Consider the following 19,550-nt stretch of genomic DNA (forward strand, 5'->3'; position numbering starts at 1 on the left):
AATCACTTTTGTGAATAGGCCAAAACCCATTGCTGTGTCCCGTTCAACGGGTGTGAAAATACGGGGAAATTCAGGCAGCTTTTCTCATTTCAGCAAATTTCTGCCGGTTTCCCGCCTCTCACGGCAGCCTGAGAAATATGCACTTGGCCTGTGATTCGACTTATGACATAAGAAAAGCGCATCTGGGGATGAGATGAAACTCTGCCAATCCACTGCCATGGAACGCAGACAGCCGGCGAACAGCTGGGGTCGCGCTATTGGTATGGCAGAAAACGACGGGACTGACGGCCTATGGGCAAGATGACAAATTCTGAGATTTCGGGGGCGAAATCTATTCAATTCACCCGACGCGGCGTTCTCGCTGCATTTGCGGCGACTGCAACTGTCGCTTCTCCGACATTTTCCAATGCAGCAGGTATCCTGCGTGGCGCGGGCGATGTGCGTAGAATCCGCATGCATTCTGGTCGCACCGGTGAAACCATCGACACAGTTTACTGGATTGAAGGCGAATATATCCGCGAAGCCCTGACTGACATCAACTACTTCATGCGTGACTGGCGTCGGGACGAAGCCACCAATATGGATACCCGCACCATTGATATTATGGCAGCGGCGCATAATCTGCTGGACGTGAATGAACCCTACCTGATGCTGTCTGGCTATCGCTCCCCTGCGACCAACGCTATGCTGCGCTCCCGTTCCCGCGGTGTTGCGCGTAATTCTCTGCATATGCAGGGCAAAGCCGCAGATCTGCGCCTGAACTCCCGCTCTGTTGGTCAGATGTTTAACGCAGCCAAAGCCTGTGCGGCCGGTGGTGTGGGGCGTTACTCAAGTTCCAACTTCGTGCATATGGATTGCGGCCAGGTCCGCACCTGGGGCCGCTAAGCCCGACAAGATGTAAAACGATCAAACGCCCTCCGGGGCGTTTTTTTGTGTCGGTTTTCCAGAGACATATACGCCCGGCATAACTATAGTTTCCGCAACCGGTTTGGTGAGGAGTATTGATTTGGCCGTTTATATCGTTGGAACACATCCGAATGCCATTGGCGGGCATTTTGCCTGGTCAGAGACAACTCAGAAACGAAAGATAGGACCTGTTCCGGGGCGTTGGTATCCAAATTATTCAGATGATTTCCCCCTTGGACCTCTGCCGGCAGATCTGAAACAGAAGATTTCTGAACATTGGGCCGTCACCGGATCGACTGTTGATCAGGGTCTCATTTCATACCACATGCTTGATCCCATGCATTTCACGGGATTGCAGCTGGTAAATGAGACCATGGCGCAGATGTACCGGGATCTGGCCGGGGATGATCTGGAACTTTTCCGTATACCAAAGTTCTGGTCCTTAAAAGATAAGGCGGAAATCACCGAACCTTACTATTTCGCCAATGTTTACGGGGCGGAAGAAACAATTGACCTGGAACGCTCCAGCCGCATTCGGAAACGTTCTCCGGAGGCAAACGCTGGCGGAAGCGCCGAATATTCGCCCGCCACACCACTGTCCTCATTGACCAAACTCATTCCGGGTTTCCAGACCGACCGCCATGTCTGGCGGGACAGCCATACATCTGACTGGTTTTGTGATGATGTGTTTCGAGAGGCGCTGCAGAAGATCGCAAAAGGAAATTACCTGTTTGAACAGATTGAATAAGGAGACAGCCAACGGCTCTGCCCTTACTCAGCGGTTTCCCCAGGGTAGCCGCCTCCGGCCCCATTTATTCCTGCAGTAAAACTGCTGAAACCGGGGCAAGCACAGTATTTTCACCGCGATCATCCAGCGCCCACTCCTGAAGGGCACGTAATGTTTCGTCGTTTAATGTGCCGACCAGCACCACCGATCCGTCCTGACGTGCCTTGAACTCAGCCCGCTGTAGCATGCGGCGAATCCGGTGCGCATTTGCCCCCCCGGCACTCAGGTTGCGAAAAATCCGGGCATTCGGCACTCCTGCGCGGGACGCGAGCTGCCCGGCGGTGTTTAGCCCGGCATTATGAAGCACAAGGCCGTGACCGCTTTCCAGAAGTGCCGCAGATAGCTGCGCAGCAACGGATCGATCCGATGCGATCTGACCTGCCTGATTATCCAGAACAGCAACGGCATCCGGCACCATATTGCGGACACTCAGAAAGCCCGTTTCAACATCGGCTGGTGTTGCACCCGATGGCAAAGCAAGCTGCACAAGCACCTCATGCCCTGCATCCCGGACTTTTGTCGCATCCGCTCCGGCGGACGGATGTGTGCCGCTCACGGCAATGCTTACAGGGAAAGGCACCCCGGCAAGCGTTGGAAGAAGTGCGTTACTTTCCGCGGTTCCATCGTGAATCAGAATGACCGACATCATTGACTTGCCGCCAGGCAGATCAAATTCAACACCATTGCGTTCCAGGGCACCGCCCCGGACATCCGCATTTTCTGCGGCCTGTGCGTCAAACCCGGGCGTTGCCGGCTGACCGGGCAGAATCGTCTCATTTCCGGCAGCGGAAACACCCGCCCCCTCAGTCCGGGTTGTCAGGCGTCCAACAGGGTTGCCAAAGCCAGATCCGACTTCTTCGCCAATCTGCCCCTCTGCCTGACCAGTTTCTTCTGCCTCTGGCGTTTCCGGAGCAGTCGGAGAAACCACATCAGGCAGGTCCGGCTGAACAAGTTCTGGCATAGCAACATGCGGAATTTCCGGTGTCTCTTCCACCTGATCCGCGCCTGGAATCCTTACATCCACATCACCTTCCGCGATTTCAGGTATGACAACCTCTGGCGCGACAAGCGACACCTCCGGGCTTTCCACCGCATCAACCGGATCACTTTCGAGCTGCACTTCACCAGCAGGATCCGCCTGCGTCGGCGCTGAAACGATCTCTTCCGGCGCATCATTTTCCACTGTCGCTGCAAGGGCTTCGTCTACCGCAGCAATTATTGCGGTGTCGGTCGTTTCACCTTCCTCAGGCGGTGTGACACTGACTTGCGCGACTGGATCCTGAGCAACCTCTTTGTCATCAGTTTCACCTGAAACCTGGGCGTCCACGGGTTGTGCGTCCTGCACCGCCGCATCAGGTTCTGTCTGCACCGCAGATGATCCGGGTTCTTCCAGCACAGGCGGTTCAGGCACATTCGCAGGTTCATTCATAAGTGAAACCAGGGCGATACCTGCCCCGCCCACAATGGCGCCAGTTACCATACCCGCCAGATATCCACGTGCCATATCAGCCCCCGCGTTCCGCAGCACATCTTTGCCGATGCTGCTGTAAATTGATCATATGTGTGAGCCATAGTCCCTGTCGCCAATAGACACTTTCCGGTGAAATTCCCGGTGTTCGGTCCACTGTCTTGCCTGCGGGGCTTGACCCTTTGCTCTGTCTCTGAACATGTATAACGCGGTACAGACCGGGGGACACCCCCATTTACAACCAGATCGGGAATATTGGCCAAATGCTGCTGCTGATTGACAATTATGACAGTTTCACCTGGAACCTGGTGCATTACCTTGGCGAACTCGGGACCGAAGTGGTCGTGAAACGCAATGATGCGCTGGATGTGCAGGAAGCCATGGGGATGGGTGCGGATGCGATCCTGCTTTCTCCAGGTCCGAAAGCCCCTGCCGATGCCGGCATATGCCTGCCGCTGACCATGGCTGCTGCCGAAGCGAAACTGCCCCTGATGGGCGTTTGCCTTGGCCATCAGACCATTGGCGAAGCCTTTGGTGGTGATGTTGTGCGCTGCCATGAGATCGTCCACGGCAAGATGGGCAAGATGCATCACGATAACACTGGCGCATTCAAAGACCTGCCCAGCCCGTTTGACGCAACACGTTACCATTCTCTGGTCGTGGATCGTGAAACCCTGCCCGATTGCCTTGAGGTTAACGCCTGGCTGGAAGACGGCACCATTATGGGCCTGCGCCACAAGGAACTGCCTATTCACGGCGTACAGTTCCACCCCGAAAGCATTGCATCAGAACATGGGCATAAGCTTTTGAAAAACTTCCTTGATACGGTTCCGGGGCTTGCCTCAGGTGACGTGAAACAACCCGCCGCCTGAGCGTAAGACAAGACCGGAGCCACAGATATGAGTGACGCCCTCAAACCCCTGATTGACGCCGCGGCCAACGGCCCCCTGAATGCCGATCAGGCACGCAAAGCCTTCCAGATCCTGTTCGAAGGCGACGCAACCCCGTCCCAATGTGGTGGGTTGTTGATGGCCCTGCGCACCCGTGGCGAAACCGTCGAAGAATACGCCGCCGCCGCCGCTGTGATGCGCGAAAAATGTAATGCGGTGAACGCCCCTACGGGCGCGATGGATATCGTTGGCACGGGCGGCGATGGCAAAGGCACGCTGAACATTTCCACCGCCACCGCTTTTGTTGTGGCCGGTGCCGGTGTCACTGTTGCAAAACACGGCAATCGCAACCTGTCTTCCAAATCTGGCGCTGCTGATGCGCTTGGCCAGATGGGCGTGAACGTTATGGTCGGCGTGGACGTGGTCGAACGCGCGCTGGCGGATTGCGGCATCGCCTTCATGATGGCCCCGATGCACCACCCGGCGATTGCCCATGTGATGCCTACCCGCGCGGAACTTGGCTGTCGCACGATTTTTAACATTCTCGGCCCGCTGACCAACCCGGCAGGCGCAAAACGCCAGTTGACCGGTGCGTTTTCCCGCGACCTGATCGAACCAATGGCGCTGACATTGCAAAAGCTTGGCTCTGAGAAAGCCTGGCTTGTGCATGGCTCGGACGGCACGGATGAATTGTCCATCGCAGGCGTGTCCTGGGTTGCGGCCCTGGAAGACAACCGCGTTGAAATGCGTGAACTTCACCCCGAAGACGCAGGCCTGCCCGTCCATCCGTTTGAAGCCATTATGGGCGGAAGCCCCGCAGAAAACGCTGTTGCTTTCCGCGCGCTTCTGAATGGTGAAAAATCCGCGTACCGCGATGCGGTTCTGCTGAATTCTGCAGCGGCGCTTGTGGTGGCGGATCATGCAGATACCCTGAAACAGGGCGTTGAAATGGCCGCACAATCCATCGACAGCGGTTCTGCTTTGGGCAAGATCGAAGCGCTGGCAAAGATTACGTCTGCCTGATGCATTCCATACCACAATCCTGGGCGCATCTTCCATTTTTCGCAGAAAAACTACCTGCAATCGAAGCCGCTCTGGAACAGGATAACCGCGACATCCTGCCCCCTGCAGACCAGCGGTTCGCAGCGCTAGATTTCTGTGCGCCGGAAGATGTGCGCGTGGTGATCCTCGGTCAGGATCCCTATCCGACACCGGGCCACGCCCATGGTCTGGCGTTTTCTGCGGAACCCGATGTGCGTCCGCTGCCAAGATCCCTGAACAACATTTATAAAGAAATGATTGAGGACATCGGCAGCGCCCCTTTGAATGCCGACCTACGCCCCTGGGCAGAACAGGGCCTCCTGCTGTTGAACACGGTGCTGTCCGTCCCCGCAGGCGAAGCAAACGGACACAAAAAACTTGGATGGCAGACACTTGCACAAGAGGTGTTGGCTGAGGTTTCAAAACAGCCCTGCGCATTTCTTTTGTGGGGCGCACAGGCGCATAAGATGGAAGATCATCTGACGCCAGGTGATCATTTCATCCTGAAAACCGCCCATCCGTCACCGCTTTCCGCCCGCAAAGGGTTCTTTGGGTCAAAACCGTTTTCAAAGGTCAATTCCTGGCTGGAAACACAAGGCAAATTACCGATCACCTGGGCGTGACGCAACCCGTACCTTTATCCATTGCATGGGTCGCGTCAGCGGCGTAAACATTGGCCATGACACAGACTGTTCTTGATAAAATCAAAGCTTACAAGCTTGAAGACGTCGCCGCCCGCAAGGCCGTGCGTTCCATCACTGAGGTCGAGGCAAGCGCACGCGACGCCTCCCCCACACGCGGATTTTCTGACGCCCTGCACAAAGCAACCCACAGCGGCTATGCTTTGATTGCAGAAGTCAAAAAAGCAAGCCCGTCCAAAGGCTTGATCCGCGAAGACTTCAATCCGCCGGTGCTGGCAAAAGCTTATGAAGACGGCGGCGCGACCTGCCTGTCTGTGCTGACCGATACGCCAAGTTTCCAGGGCGCTGATGAATTCCTGGTTGCTGCACGCAACGCGACATCCCTGCCCGCCCTGCGCAAAGATTTCATGTATGACACCTACCAGGTGGCCGAGGCCCGCGCGCTCGGGGCCGATTGTATCCTGATCATTCTGGCGTCGACATCTGATGCCCAGGCGCAGGAACTAGAAGACGCAGCCTTTGCCTGGGGCATGGATGTGCTGCTTGAGGTTCACAACGAAGAAGAACTTGAGCGCGCCTGCAAGTTGAAAAGCCCGTTGATGGGGATCAACAACCGCAATCTCAAGACCTTTGAGACCACGCTTGATACAACCCGTCGTCTGTCGCGCCTTGTGCCGCAGGACCGTCTGATCGTCTGTGAAAGTGGTCTGAACACCCGCGAAGATCTGACGGATATGGCCCGTGTGGGTGCGCGGACCTTCCTGATCGGCGAAAGCCTGATGCGCAAAGATGACGTGGAAACCGCGACCCGGGATCTGCTGTCTGACCCGCTGATGCCAGGTGCCTGAAAGGATCGACGTGATGAGCGAAGACACACATGCATCCGGTCTGACCCATTTCAACGCAGATGGTCAGGCGCATATGGTGGATGTTTCTGAAAAAGCAGTGACATCGCGCATTGCCGTTGCTTCCGGCCACATTAAAATGGAACTGGAAACCCTTTCTGTGGTTCAGGAAAATCGCGCTAAGAAGGGTGATGTTCTGGGTGTTGCACAACTGGCCGGGATCATGGGGGCAAAGAAATGTTCTGACCTCATCCCGCTGTGCCACCCCCTGCCGATCACCAAAGTTTCAGTGGAACTGACACCGGACACAACCCTGCCTGGCGTTCAGATTGAGGCCACCGTCAAAACCACCGGTCAGACCGGGGTTGAGATGGAAGCGCTTACAGCGGTCTCCACCGCGGCGCTGACGGTCTATGACATGCTGAAGGCAATTGATAAGGCGATGGAGATCGGCGCGATTTCTGTGCGCCTGAAAGACGGCGGCAAATCCGGGCGCTACGAGGCTTCATGAGCACCGCAGGCCGATCCTTAGAACTTTTCTTCATCAACGGCCGCCCGGATGGGATGCTGACCGCAGAGGTGTTCAACTGGACCGGCCATGTTCTACGCCTGCCCCGCACACAGTTAAAACAAGCGCTGCAACGTCCGGAAACGAAATATACCGGCGTTTACGTGCTGCTGGGGGAACGCGACGGGACACCTCTGGCTTATATCGGTGAATCTGAGGATCTGGGTGAACGTCTGCGCAGCCATGCGGCAAAGAAAGACTGGTGGGATACGGCCATTCTGATCACCTCCGCCGCCAATAATCTGCACAAAGCCCATGTGAAATATCTTGAGGCCCGCCTGGTTGAGATCGCGCGCGAGGTTGGCACCATGCCACTTGATAACGGCAATACGCCGCCGCGCAGCAGCCTGTCTGAAGCCGCGACGTCTAATATGGAAAGCTTCCTTGAGACGCTGCAAATGGTCTTGCCCGCGATCCGTGTGGATATGTTCCTGAATAAAGCGCGCCCTGCTCCTGAGATGGCGGAATCGAAACCGGATGTGCCCCCTGGCGAGATCGCCTTTATTATTCAGTCCGAGCGCACAGGTGTTAATGCCCGCGCGATCCTGAAGAATGGCGAGATGGTTGTCCAGTTGGGCTCTAAAGGACGAAGGGAATGGGTAGCGGTCCCCCATAACTATTTGAGGCTATTTGAAGAGCTACGATCCGCTGGTGTCACATTGGTGAAAGAAAACCACCAGGAGTTTACACAGAACTACGCCTTTTCCAGCCCCAGCGCCGCCGCTGCTATCCTCAATGGACGCCCCTCCAATGGGCGTACCGACTGGAAGCTAGAAAGTGACGGTCGCACATACGAGCAGTGGGAAGCGGATGAACTTGCAAAGGATGACACATGATTTCTGTTTCTGAGGCGCTGGATGCCTGTTTCGCACTGATCTCGCCGCTTAACAGCGAAGTTGTCGATCTGAAAGACGCCGCTGGGCGCACGCTGATTACGCCCCATGCAGCGGCACGCAATCAACCGCCTTTCGCCGCCTCCGCCATGGATGGTTATGCGTTGAAATCTGTCGAACTTCAGCCCCAGGCGCAGTTCATGGTTGTCGGCGAAAGTGCTGCTGGCGCGCGTTACACAGGTAAGGTCCGGGCCGGACAATGTGTACGGATCTTTACTGGTGCCCCGCTGCCTGAGGGTTGTGATCACGTGATCATTCAGGAAGACACCACCCGTCAGGGCAATGTTATCACCCTGAATACTGAGATTGAAGACAAAGCCAACATCCGCCCCGCAGGCAATGATTTTGAGGCAGGGTTCGCGATGGAAGGCCCTCGCGTTCTGACACCTGGCGACATCGCCCTGCTGGCCGCTATGAATCAGCCGAAAGTCACCGTGACACGTAAACCAGTGATCGCAATCATGGCGACAGGCGATGAACTGGTGCAACCCGGCGAGACCCCGAATGAAGATCAGATCATTGCGTCAAACGGTTACGGGCTGAAGGCTTTGCTTGAGGCCAACGGTGCAGAGGTGCGTCTGCTGCCGATTGCACGGGATACAGAATCCAGCCTGCGTCAGGGATTTGAACTTTGCGCCGGGGCCGATCTGATTGTGACCCTTGGCGGTGCCTCTGTCGGTGATCATGATCTGGTGCGCCCGGTGGCAACGTCAATGGGGATGGAACCTGCGTTTTACAAAGTCGCCATGCGCCCGGGCAAACCTCTGATGGCTGGAAAGATCGGCGATACACCCATGATTGGCCTGCCGGGAAATCCTGTATCCTCAATGGTTTGCGCACAAATTTTCATTCTGCCCATGTTGCGTCATATGCTTGGGTTCAACGCGGAACCTATGGCCCGCAAAACCGCCCCGCTGACTGAGGATTTGCGCAGCAATGGTCCGCGTGAACACTATATGCGCGCGTCACTGCAGGATGGGAAACTGACCGTGCACAAACGCCAGGACAGTTCACTTCTGTCGGTTTATGCTGGTGCAAATGCTTTGGTTGTCGTGCCCCCTTTCATAGATTTGCAGCTCGCAGGAACCCCTGTCGAATATATCGACATTTGATCCCTTTCCTGGTCATCATTTGTTAAGCATTTTGCGAATGTATTGACACAAAGCAAGAACATCCCTAGAACAGGTGCTGAACGTAGACGATACGTCGGGTGCGATATGGCCCGCGTCATACACTTCTGAGGGTCTGAAATATGCTGACGAAAAAGCAACTTGAGCTGCTGTCATTCATCAACAAACGTGTTCAGCGCGATGGCGTGCCTCCCTCTTTTGACGAAATGAAAGAAGCCCTGGATCTGCGCTCCAAATCCGGAATCCACCGGCTGATCACAGCGCTGGAAGAACGTGGCTTTATCCGCCGTCTCGCCCATCGGGCCCGTGCGATTGAAATCGTAAAACTGCCGGATGCCATGGAAAATTCTGCGGGCTTTACACCACAGGTCATCAACGGTGACCGCCCGGATCAGACACCACCACAGGCACAATCTGTGCACGCGACTGCAATCGCGACGCTGCCAATTATGGGCAAGATTGCTGCCGGTGTACCGATCGAAGCCCTTGATGACGGTTCACGCGATATTGGTGTCCCCGGTCAGATGCTGACCAGCAATGATCGCCACTATGCGCTTGAGGTCAAAGGCGATTCCATGATCGATGCGGGGATCAACAGTGGTGATGTGGTTGTGATCCGCGAAACCATGTCCGCCCAGAACGGTGACATTGTCGTCGCACAGATTGAAGGCTATGAAGCCACCCTGAAACGCTTTCACCGCAATGGCGATATGATCGCGCTTGAGGCTGCAAACCCGGCCTATGAAACCCGGATGCTGCCAGCAGGTCAGGTTGAAGTCCAGGGTAAATTGGTTGGCCTGATCCGTACTTACTGATCAGCCTGACGATATCGCGTCCTGGTCGGGCGCGATGTCCACAATCTTCTGCCTGCGATTTCTTCAGCCGATACTATTTCTAGTTCTGTACCGGCCACTGTTTGCCCATATATCGCAAGACTGCCGCTTTGCCGCAAATCTCTTGCTGTTAAGAAATGGCAGTCGGCCAGATCCGGAAATCCTTCGGTCCTGCCGCCGTAAATCAGCATATTTCCCGACTGACACAGATCAAAGATTTGTGCTTTCACCCCACGCCCCGACAACAGAATGATATTCTGCCCGGCAAACCTGTACGCTTTGAAACCTGCGTAATCCTGAAACCCCGAACGGGCAGCAGCTTCTTCCTGACTGGCTGTATCCCCATCATTTTCAAGCCAGGTTCGCACGGCAAATCCATCCCCCCGGGCTTTCACCACAGCCCGGCCTTCCGGCATCAGCACCCCCATCATTCGCCCGCTTTCCGCAATCAGAATGAAGGGGCGTTCCACCAGGCCCCAGACGTAAAACCCGCTAAAAAACAAAAGGATTCCAGCCCCGCGTAGCTTGCCATTCCACAGGACAAGCCAGATTGCGCCCAATGCGATCAGCGGCAGTACCAGCGGTCCCGGCGTTGGAACCTTCCATACCGCCCCCTCCAGTCCGGACACAAAATCAGCCACCCAGAGGATCCAATTGATCCCCGCTTCCATCACAAGAAATCCGATCCAGCCCAGCCCCAGGGGTTCCAGTAAAAAGGCAAGAACCCCGGCTGGCACAACCAGCACGCCCATCACTGGCACAGACAGAACATTGGCCAAAAGCCCGTATTGTGCCACCTGATTAAAGTGTGCGGCGGCAATTGGGGCGGTGGCCGCGCCGGCGATAAAGGATGACACCAGCACGGCGAACACCGGACGCAACCATCGGGGTAGCCAAGTGTTCACTTCAATGCGTTGAAGCCCCCCAAACACAACAACCAGCGCCGTGGTCGCGGCAAATGACATCTGAAAACCCGGCCCGGGCAGCGCTTCGGGTGTGATCAAAAGAATAATCAACGCCGCCAGGGCAACGGAATTTAACGTCAGTGCACGCCGCCCCAGCAAAACAGCAATGAACAAGGCGCTGACCATAATAAATGCCCGCACCGTCGCAACATTTCCGCCCGACAACGCCAGATAGACCGCCCCAGTGATCATTGCAGCAACCGCCGCGATTTTACGGATCGGCAAGCGCAGGGCCATGCCCGGGATCAAAGCCAGAAACAGGCGGGCACTCGCAAAGACAAATCCGGTCAAAAGCCCCATATGCAGGCCCGAAATCGCCAGAAGATGGGACAGGTTTGAAGCACGCAGGGCATCTGTCGTTTCAATAGACATCGACGATCTGTCACCGGTTGTGATCGTCGCAGCGAAGGCGCCGGCTTCGCCTGAAATTCGGGTGCGGACACGTTCAGACAGCTGACCACGCAGATGGTTCACCCGCACTTGCACCCCGTTCAAACGTGGCGGGCCAATCTGCAGAATCGGCGTCCGGGTGTAGCCAATCGCGCCCAACTTCTGAAACCAGGCAAAGCGTCGGAAATCAAAGCCTCCGGGTTCGGCGGGGCCAGGGGGCGGTGAAAGATTTGCGGTCAAAACCACATGCTGGCCGGGTTCAGGCCGCAAAGCAATGTAGCCGAGATAGCGTGCTTCAGCATCGGGATCTGCATCCCCATGTAGTGAAATTCTGACTTTTTCCGGCGTACGATCTGGCGCGACCTCTGCCAGCAGGACCTGATCCAGCGTCATCCTGATTTTTCCTGTAAGGGACCGGTCCACCGCGATCACCCGTCCCTCGACCGGGCCGTAATAGCGATAGGCCAGAACCGGTGCGGCGGAAGTCCTTGCATGGGTGGCAGCAACCAAAAGCCCGGCCAGGATCAATCCCACACCAGCAAAAAGCGGCGACAGGGTTTCGCTGCTGAAAAACGGAATAGTCAGGCAGATCCCGCAGATCAGCGCCAGAAATGACAGTAAGGTGACATCCGGTTCAACGGGCCGTGCGAAATAAAGCCCGACACCGCCCCCCAGGCACACCGCAGACCAGCAAAATAAGCGCCCCCTTTGCCGCGCAATCGCTTCATTCAGACGGATGTATGCCCACACGTGTTTTCTCTTTGTTAAGACTCTGCGCTGAAAACCGTTTCGATCTTGTTTTGATGACCCCGCCCCCGTAAAACCGGGGCAACTTATCTTCATGCCTAACAGCAAGTTAATGCCAGAAAGGTTAACGCGTTATGAACGCCACCACTTCCGACCGCCCTGTTGTCACCCGTTTCGCGCCGTCTCCGACCGGTTATCTGCATATTGGCGGTGCGCGCACTGCCCTGTTCAACTGGCTTTATGCCCGGGGACGTGGCGGGAAATTCCTGCTGCGTATTGAAGACACGGACCGCGAACGCTCTACCCCTGAAGCCCACGCGGCCATTCTTCGCGGGATGAAATGGCTGGGTCTGGATTATGATGGCGAGGCCGTCAGTCAGTTTGAACGCGCGCCGCGTCACGCCGAAGTCGCCCATGACATGCTGTCAAATGGCAGAGCCTATAAATGCTTTTCCACCCAGGATGAAATTCAGGCGTTTCGCGATCAGGCAAAGGAAGACGGTCGTTCCACCCTGTTTCAGTCGCCCTGGCGCGATGTGGCTGCGGCGGATCACCCGGATCTGCCCTATGTGATCCGTGTCAAAGCCCCGCGTGACGGTGAAACTGTGATCCGCGATCAGGTGCAAGGTGATGTGACGTTTAAGAATTCCACGCTCGATGACATGATTTGTTTACGATCTGATGGTACGCCGACTTATATGCTGGCGGTTGTTGTGGATGACCATGATATGGGCGTGACCCATGTGATCCGGGGGGATGACCACCTGGCCAATGCCGCACGCCAGACGATGGTATACGAAGCCATGGGCTGGGACGTTCCTGTTTGGGCCCATATTCCGCTGATCCATGGTCAGGATGGTAAGAAACTGTCCAAACGCCATGGGGCTTTGGGTGCGGAAGAATATAAGGCCATGGGCTATCCCGCCGCTGCGATGCGTAACTATCTGGCACGTCTGGGCTGGAGTCATGGGGATGATGAATTCTTCTCTGACACGCAGGCGCTGGAGTGGTTCGATTTCAACGGCATCGGCAAAGGTGCCGCGCGCTTTGACTTTAAGAAGCTCGAAAATCTGTCCGGACAGCATATTGCAGCCGAAGAAAATGCTGCACTGCTGCATGAAATCGCAGATTGGGCCGATGTTCAAAGTGACGTTGCGTTCACTCGCGATCAGATTTCGTTGATCGAACCCGGGTTGGATGCGATTAAAGGCAACGCGAAGAAATTCGCGGATATCATTGTTAAATCACACTTTAACTTGATTTCACGCCCGATTGAGATCGAAGAGAAAGCGGCAAAGTATCTGGATGATGTATCCCGTTGTATACTGAAAGAATTGACGCCGCAGCTGCAAAATGCTAGTTGGACACGGGATGATCTTGAAGCCTGCGCAAATGATTTCTGCGCGGCGCATGAGATGAAATTCGGAAAACTTGCGGGGCCCATGCGTGCGGCCCTGGCCGGTCGGGCGGCAACACCAAGCGTCTTTGACATGATGCTGGTGCTTGGGCGCGAAGAAACATGCGCACGTTTACGTGATGCCGCTGAAGGTGGTGCCACATAAACCTATATAAGACGCAATAATATATAGAGATGTCTCCGGTCCGCGGCGACATCCACCACAGGAAAGGGAATAGAATGTCCGATACACAGAAAACCGCAAAGCTCAGCTTTGGTGATAAAGAGCTGGAATTGCCGATCTATTCTCCCACTGCCGGCCCTGATGTGATTGATATCCGTCGTCTGTATGCTGATGGCGGCGTCTTCACCTATGATCCGGGCTTTACATCCACGGCGTCCTGCGATTCGACCATCACCTTCATTGATGGTGGCAAAGGCGAACTGCTGCACCGTGGGTATCCGATTGATCAGCTGGCTGAGAAATCCCATTACCTCGAAGTCTGCTATCTGCTGCTGTATGGTGAACTGCCGTCCGCAACTGAACTGGAAGATTTTGAAGGCCGCGTGACCCGTCACACGATGGTGCACGAACAGATGCACAACTTCTTCCGTGGTTTCCGCCGTGACGCCCACCCTATGGCGACCATGGTGGGTGTTGTTGGCGCTATGTCTGCGTTTTATCACGACAGCCTTGATATTTCCGACCCGGATCAGCGCGAAGTTGCATCAATCCGGATGATCGCGAAGCTGCCGACAATCGCGGCGATGGCTTATAAATATTCCATCGGCCAGCCATTTGTTTATCCGCGCAATGATCTGGATTACGCGTCTAACTTCCTGCGCATGTGCTTTGCCGTGCCTGCAGAAGATTACGAAGTGAACCCGATCCTGTCCCGCGCGATGGACCGTATCCTGACCCTGCATGCAGATCACGAACAGAACGCATCTACATCTACTGTGCGTCTGGCTGGGTCTTCCGGTGCCAACCCCTTCGCTTGTATTGCAGCTGGTATTGCGTGTCTCTGGGGCCCTGCCCACGGTGGTGCGAACCAGGCTTGTCTTGAGATGTTGAAAGAAATCGGTTCTGTTGATCGCATTCCTGAATATATCGCACGCGCGAAGGACAAGGATGATCCATTCCGTCTGATGGGCTTTGGTCACCGTGTTTATAAAAACTTCGATCCACGCGCGACTGTGATGAAACAGTCTGCAGATGAAGTTCTGGATCTGCTGGGCGTTGAAAACAATCCGGTTCTTCAGGTGGCGAAAGAGCTTGAGAAAGCCGCACTGAATGATCCGTATTTCGCAGAAAAGAAACTTTTCCCGAATGTGGATTTCTATTCCGGCATCATCCTTGAAGCGATGGGTTTCCCGACCTCTATGTTCACACCAATCTTTGCCCTGTCCCGTACTGTCGGCTGGATTTCCCAGTGGAAAGAAATGATCGGTGACCCACAACAGAAAATCGGCCGCCCACGTCAGCTGTATCAGGGCGAAAGCGCCCGTGATTATGTGGATGTTGAGAAACGATAAGTTTCAAATTCTCATTAAAAAGCCCGCCTCTTCCGGCGGGCTTTTTTTTAATTCTTCATGGTTTCTTCAATTCCATGGAATACCCCTGTTCCACTTCTTTTATCTGAGGTGTGAACATGTCCAGTGATACCATTTTTGAAGCCATATTAAAAAGCCTTCCCGAAGCAGCGCTTCCTGATATTCCCAACAGGTTTCTGGCGCCACGTCAGATCCTTATCGTGGAAGGTTACACCATGATTTCGGCCGGGTTTCAGCATTCTGTACAAGATCCGGCATCGCAGTCTCTGTTCTCCCTGCGCCTGCATGGCAAACCCAGCCCAAGTTCTGAGGTCACCACCGGGTATATTCACTTTGCAGATCGTATGGGGCTAAAGCCCCCCAGCTGGATCGCAGAGCGAAAAGAACTGAACATCTGGATGGATCTGCGCGGTATGGATCATGTGTTGATGCAGTTAGGGCACCCTACCCGTTATATGTGGCGTGGCGAGTTTGCGAATGGTCATGTCTACGCGGATCTGCACAGCACACCATAACGGCTTGCCCCTGCCAGATATCCCGGTTAACGTCCCCATACGGTCCACAGTTCACCGAGGCGTCGCCGGGATTCACCCACGCTAAACCTGCGAGAGACACAGACAACATCGCTTCCTTCTGACAGAGATGCGCCGTTGACAAGGGCGACCATCAACACCCCAACGGGCTGCGCATGTCATGCAAAGGATGCATTATGTCTCGCGACACCACCTCGCTTTATATTGAAGATCTGTCCCATTTCGCAAAATCCCTGCGTGCCGGACTGACCGCCCGCGACGAAACACCCGGACATCTGGCCCTGCTTGGCCTGATCGCAAAATCTGCAGGTCACGCGAATTATCAGAGCCTGAAAACAAGAGCCCTTCGTCCGGATGATACGAAACAGCACAGCACACAGATGAAACGGGCCCTGCGCGTGTTTGATGATCAGGGAGTCATGATCCGCTGGCCGAAGCAGACACAGGTTCAGGGTCTTTGCCTCTGGGTGTTCTGGGCTGATCTTCCACCAGGACGCGCAATTACTGAACAAGACGTAAATGAAATTCTGAAGGAGCATAGCAGCTTCGGTGATCATGTTCTGATGCGCCGTTCACTGATTGATCACGGTCTTGCCCGGCGGGAGATCGACGGGCGTGCCTATTATCGTATCGAACAGGAACCTCATGATGAGGCCCTGCTTCTGATCCGGGAAATTCGCGGGCGGCGTTAACGTCCCTCAAAATCGGCTTTGCGGTTTTCAAGGAAGGCGACAACGCCTTCTTTGAAATCCCGGGTCTGGCCGCAACGCCCCTGCATGCTGGCCTCTGCATCCAACTGATCAGACAGGGTGTTTTCCCAGGAACCACGCAGCGCACGTTTGGTCTGGCGATAGGTCACGGTCGGGCCGCTGGCCAGCTGCGCCACACGTTTGGCCCAGTGATCTGTGAAATCCGCGTCTGCCACTGCTTCCCAGATCATACCCCAGGTTTCAGCTTTGTCCGCAGTGACGGGTTCCGCAAAAAGCGCCATGCCCATGGCACGCGCCGCACCAACCTGACGGGGCAGCCACCAGGTGCTGCCACCATCGGGCATAAGGCCAACCTGTGAGAATGCCTGCACAAACACCGCCGATTTCGTGGCAATCACCACATCAGCGGCCAGGGCAAGGCTTGCGCCCACGCCAGCAGCAGCACCATTCACCGCGGCCAGAGTCGGAATACGGCAGTTGAAGATTGCCTCAAACATCGGGTCATATTCTTCGCGCAGGGTGCGTTCCAGATCGATATCGTCGATCTTCGCCTGATCACCCAGATCCTGCCCGGCGCAAAACGTCGAACCATTGCCGGTGATCGCCAGCGCGCGCGCAGATTTTTCCACTTCTTTCACCGCATGCAGGATTTCCGCACGCATCTGAGTATTCAGCGCATTTTTCGCCCCGGGGCGGTCGAGCATGAGAATAGCAACATCATTTTCGATGCTAAGGCGAATGGTCTCGTATTGCATGTCTCTCTCCTGCCCCATTTGGCGCCTTATTCGTCCAGCAATTCTTTCAACCGCGCCTCTTCTGCGGCGCTCAGGCTGGCTGAACCGGACGGTTTAGATTTTCTTGAATATAGGAAGATTCCGCCCAACGACAAGAGCAACATCAAAGGCCCTGCCACCCAAAGGATCACATTGGATCCATTCAGTTGCGGCGTCATCAGCACACGTTCACCGTAGCGTTCAACAAAAAACTGCATGATTTCCTGATCGCCGCGCCCGTCCAGCAGCAGCTGACGCACCATAAGACGTGCATCTTTCGCCCAATCTGCGTTGGAAGATGCGATGTTTTCGCTCTGGCACTGCACACAACGAATGACTTCATCAAGCGATTGCGCCCGGGTTTCCAACAGCGGATCCGCAAGCATTTCTTCCGGCTCCACCGCGAAAGCAGGCAGCGTTAAAAACAGCAACATCAGTATAGAAAAAGCGCGCCGGATCATGCCTGTGCCCCCGTTGATTTTGCTGCACCGGATCGTTTGCCGGCAGCCACCCGCAGGCGACGGTCAAACAGCGAGAAGAACCCGCCAAGCGCCATGAAAATCGCCCCACCCCAGATCCAGTTCGCAAAAGGTTTGATGTGGCTACGCACCGTATATCCGCCACCGGCCTGCGCATCGCCTACCACAAGATAGATGTCGCGCATCAGCCCATTGCTGATACCAGCTTCTGTTGTTGGCATGCCGGCAACCGGATAACGTCGGCGTTCGGGGTGAAGCACTTCGATCAGCTCACCATCCTGTTCCACCCGCAGGCGGCCCTGGGTTGCGAAATAATTCGGCCCCTGCACTTCTTCCACCGCTTCCAGCGTCACGGAAAATGCGCCAACCTCAAAGGTTTCCCCGATTTGTGCGATGCGGATGTCTTCTTCTTCCCAGGCCACAAGCCCCGCGATGCCAAAGATCACAATGCCAAAGCCCGCGTGCGATATGAATTTGCCCCAGTCAGCACCTGACAAACGCAGCAAGCGTGCAGGTTTGCGCCCCGCCCGCTGCCAGAGTTCCGTCACAGACCCGAGGAAAATCCACAGGCCACAGAACAGCCCAACCGGACCAAGCGCGGATCTGTCCGTTTGCATCGCCCAAAGCAGGATCGCAGCGGAAACCGCCACCAGGCCAGCCAGCGCCAGTGTCTTGACCACACGACCTGCCTTGGCGCGCTTCCAGGAGAACATCGCACCAATCGGCAGAAACAGCGCAAGCCCCAGAATGAAAGGCGTGAAAGCGGTATTAAAGAAGGGCGCACCAACGGACAGCGGGCGGTCAAAGGCAAGCTCTGACACCACGGGCCAGATCGTGCCGACAAAGACCACAAAGGCTGAAACCACCAGCAGCACATTGTTCAGAACCAGGCCACTTTCACGGCTGACCAGGGCAAAAACGCCTTTGCTTTCCATCACATGGGCGCGGGCCGCGAATAGCGTCAATGCGCCGCCCATGAACAGGGCCAGGATAATCAGGATGAACATGCCCCGCTCGGGGTCATTGGCAAAAGCATGCACCGATGTCAGCACACCAGACCGCACGATGAATGTGCCCATCAAGGAAAAGCCAAAGGCCAGAATTGCCAGCAGGATCGTCCAGCTTTTCAGGGTTTCACGTTTTTCTACAACAATCGCGGAATGCAGCAGGGCTGTCGCCACAAGCCAAGGCATGAAGGATGCGTTTTCCACCGGATCCCAGAACCAGAAACCACCCCAGCCCAGTTCGTAATAGGCCCACCAGGACCCAAGCGCGATACCGATGGTCAGGAAGATCCAGGCGGCCAGCGTCCAGGGCCGCACCCAACGGGCCCAGGCGGCGTCGACACGGCCTTCAAGCAAGGCGGCGACCGCGAATGAAAACGCCATGGAAAGGCCAACATAACCAAGATACAGAAACGGCGGGTGAAAGGCCAGGCCCGGGTCCTGCAAAAGCGGGTTCAGTCCCTGCCCGTTCAATGGTGGGAATTCCAGCCGCAGGAATGGGTTAGAGGTGAAGATAATGAAAGCCAGAAAGGCCAAGCCAACTGCTCCCTGCACGGACAACACCCGTGCACGCAGGCGATCCGGCAGGTCTTTACCAAAGACCACAGCCGCCGCACCAAACAGCGCAAGGATCAGCGCCCAAAGCAGAACAGACCCTTCGTGATTGCCCCAAACGCCGCTGATTTTATAAAGCATCGGCTTCGCACTGTGGGAGTTAATCGTCACCAGTTGCAGCGAGAAATCAGAGGTCACGAACCCCCAGGTCAGCGCCAGAAAAGACAAGGTGATCAGCAGAAACTGCATCAGTGCGGCGGGGGCTGCGACACGCATCAGGACAGCATCATTGCGCTGCGCCCCGATCATGGGAAGGATCATCTGAACCAGCGCGACAGGCAACGCAAGGATCAGGGAAAGATGGCCAAGTTCGATATACATGCGGCGCAAGTTACACTGCCCACGCCCGGGCCGAAAGAGATTCCCTGGCCCCTGTCGGTGC

19 protein-coding genes are annotated in these 19,550 nt (G+C 55.6%); 14 read left to right on the forward strand and 5 right to left on the reverse strand.

What is annotated here, in order from left to right:
• The first annotated feature begins 291 nt into the window (after positions 1-291).
• Together H1D41_RS01740 and H1D41_RS01745 are read left to right on the forward strand one after the other, a co-directional pair.
• Entirely contained in the window at positions 292-885 is a 594-nt protein-coding gene (locus H1D41_RS01740; RefSeq protein ID WP_394355375.1) for a YcbK family protein, read from the forward strand.
• 121 nt (positions 886-1,006) lie between these two features.
• Complete coding sequence (locus tag H1D41_RS01745) at positions 1,007-1,654, forward strand: imm11 family protein (protein ID WP_228847281.1); 648 nt, start codon at positions 1,007-1,009, stop codon at positions 1,652-1,654.
• Between the two features lie 64 nt (positions 1,655-1,718).
• Here H1D41_RS01745 and H1D41_RS01750 read toward each other — a convergent pair whose 3' ends face one another.
• Entirely contained in the window at positions 1,719-3,197 is a 1,479-nt protein-coding gene (locus tag H1D41_RS01750; RefSeq protein ID WP_228847282.1) for a divergent polysaccharide deacetylase family protein, read from the reverse strand.
• Between the two features lie 227 nt (positions 3,198-3,424).
• Here H1D41_RS01750 and H1D41_RS01755 point away from each other — a divergent pair, with 227 nt between their 5' ends.
• From H1D41_RS01755 to lexA, 8 genes are all read left to right on the forward strand, one after another.
• Positions 3,425-4,033: an aminodeoxychorismate/anthranilate synthase component II gene (locus tag H1D41_RS01755; RefSeq protein ID WP_228847283.1), complete on the forward strand. Its 609-nt coding sequence runs from the start codon at positions 3,425-3,427 to the stop codon at positions 4,031-4,033.
• A 27-nt stretch (positions 4,034-4,060) separates the two neighbouring features.
• On the forward strand, positions 4,061-5,074 hold the full coding sequence (gene trpD, locus H1D41_RS01760) for an anthranilate phosphoribosyltransferase (RefSeq protein ID WP_228847284.1): 1,014 nt from the start codon (positions 4,061-4,063) through the stop codon (positions 5,072-5,074).
• Positions 5,074-5,715, forward strand: coding sequence for a uracil-DNA glycosylase (locus H1D41_RS01765; RefSeq protein ID WP_228847285.1), 642 nt, complete (start codon positions 5,074-5,076; stop codon positions 5,713-5,715). The genes trpD and H1D41_RS01765 overlap by 1 nt, the downstream gene beginning before the upstream one ends.
• 56 nt (positions 5,716-5,771) lie before the next feature.
• Entirely contained in the window at positions 5,772-6,581 is an 810-nt protein-coding gene (gene trpC / locus H1D41_RS01770) for an indole-3-glycerol phosphate synthase TrpC (protein WP_228847286.1), read from the forward strand.
• Between the two features lie 13 nt (positions 6,582-6,594).
• Positions 6,595-7,089, forward strand: a complete 495-nt coding sequence (moaC, locus tag H1D41_RS01775; protein WP_228847287.1) for a cyclic pyranopterin monophosphate synthase MoaC — start codon at positions 6,595-6,597, stop codon at positions 7,087-7,089.
• Positions 7,086-7,982: a GIY-YIG nuclease family protein gene (locus H1D41_RS01780; RefSeq protein WP_228847288.1), complete on the forward strand. Its 897-nt coding sequence runs from the start codon at positions 7,086-7,088 to the stop codon at positions 7,980-7,982. The genes moaC and H1D41_RS01780 overlap by 4 nt, the downstream gene beginning before the upstream one ends.
• Positions 7,979-9,151 carry a molybdopterin molybdotransferase MoeA gene (locus H1D41_RS01785; RefSeq protein ID WP_228847289.1) on the forward strand — a complete coding sequence of 391 codons (1,173 nt, stop codon included), beginning with the start codon at positions 7,979-7,981 and terminating at the stop codon, positions 9,149-9,151. Before H1D41_RS01780 ends, H1D41_RS01785 begins: the two co-directional genes overlap by 4 nt.
• A gap of 140 nt (positions 9,152-9,291) precedes the next feature.
• A complete protein-coding gene (lexA, locus tag H1D41_RS01790) occupies positions 9,292-9,984 on the forward strand; it encodes a transcriptional repressor LexA (protein WP_228847290.1) in 693 nt (230 codons plus the stop codon).
• On the opposite strand, the gene H1D41_RS01795 is transcribed toward lexA, so the two are convergent.
• A complete protein-coding gene (locus H1D41_RS01795; protein ID WP_228847291.1) occupies positions 9,978-12,107 on the reverse strand; it encodes a ComEC/Rec2 family competence protein in 2,130 nt (709 codons plus the stop codon). The two genes, lexA and H1D41_RS01795, sit on opposite strands and share 7 nt — an antisense overlap.
• Positions 12,108-12,238: 131 nt before the next feature.
• On the opposite strand from H1D41_RS01795, the gene gltX reads away from it, so the two are divergent.
• The 4 genes from gltX (at position 12,239) to H1D41_RS01815 (ending at position 16,279) form a co-directional block, all read left to right on the forward strand.
• Positions 12,239-13,666 (forward strand): glutamate--tRNA ligase, encoded by a 1,428-nt coding sequence (gene gltX / locus H1D41_RS01800; protein ID WP_228847292.1) that lies wholly within the window; start codon positions 12,239-12,241, stop codon positions 13,664-13,666.
• 74 nt (positions 13,667-13,740) lie between these two features.
• A complete protein-coding gene (gene gltA, locus H1D41_RS01805) occupies positions 13,741-15,036 on the forward strand; it encodes a citrate synthase (protein ID WP_228847293.1) in 1,296 nt (431 codons plus the stop codon).
• Between the two features lie 116 nt (positions 15,037-15,152).
• Positions 15,153-15,569: a hypothetical protein gene (locus H1D41_RS01810; protein WP_107496136.1), complete on the forward strand. Its 417-nt coding sequence runs from the start codon at positions 15,153-15,155 to the stop codon at positions 15,567-15,569.
• A 194-nt stretch (positions 15,570-15,763) separates the two neighbouring features.
• Positions 15,764-16,279 (forward strand): DUF2087 domain-containing protein, encoded by a 516-nt coding sequence (locus tag H1D41_RS01815; RefSeq protein ID WP_228847294.1) that lies wholly within the window; start codon positions 15,764-15,766, stop codon positions 16,277-16,279.
• Here H1D41_RS01815 and H1D41_RS01820 read toward each other — a convergent pair.
• From H1D41_RS01820 to H1D41_RS01830, 3 genes are read right to left on the reverse strand one after another with little or no spacing between them, the layout of a single operon-like run.
• Positions 16,276-17,052, reverse strand: coding sequence for an enoyl-CoA hydratase-related protein (locus H1D41_RS01820; protein WP_228847295.1), 777 nt, complete (start codon positions 17,050-17,052; stop codon positions 16,276-16,278). The two genes, H1D41_RS01815 and H1D41_RS01820, sit on opposite strands and share 4 nt — an antisense overlap.
• A gap of 26 nt (positions 17,053-17,078) precedes the next feature.
• The gene (locus tag H1D41_RS01825; protein WP_228847296.1) at positions 17,079-17,531 is read right to left on the reverse strand and encodes a cytochrome c-type biogenesis protein; all 453 of its coding nucleotides are present in this window, start codon (positions 17,529-17,531) and stop codon (positions 17,079-17,081) included.
• On the reverse strand, positions 17,528-19,489 hold the full coding sequence (locus tag H1D41_RS01830) for a heme lyase CcmF/NrfE family subunit (RefSeq protein WP_228847297.1): 1,962 nt from the start codon (positions 19,487-19,489) through the stop codon (positions 17,528-17,530). Before H1D41_RS01830 ends, H1D41_RS01825 begins: the two co-directional genes overlap by 4 nt.
• Between the last annotated feature and the right edge of the window lie 61 nt (positions 19,490-19,550).

Origin of the sequence: Halocynthiibacter styelae (assembly GCF_016123485.1) — a bacterium.
In the GTDB taxonomy this organism is placed as follows: domain Bacteria; phylum Pseudomonadota; class Alphaproteobacteria; order Rhodobacterales; family Rhodobacteraceae; genus Halocynthiibacter; species Halocynthiibacter styelae.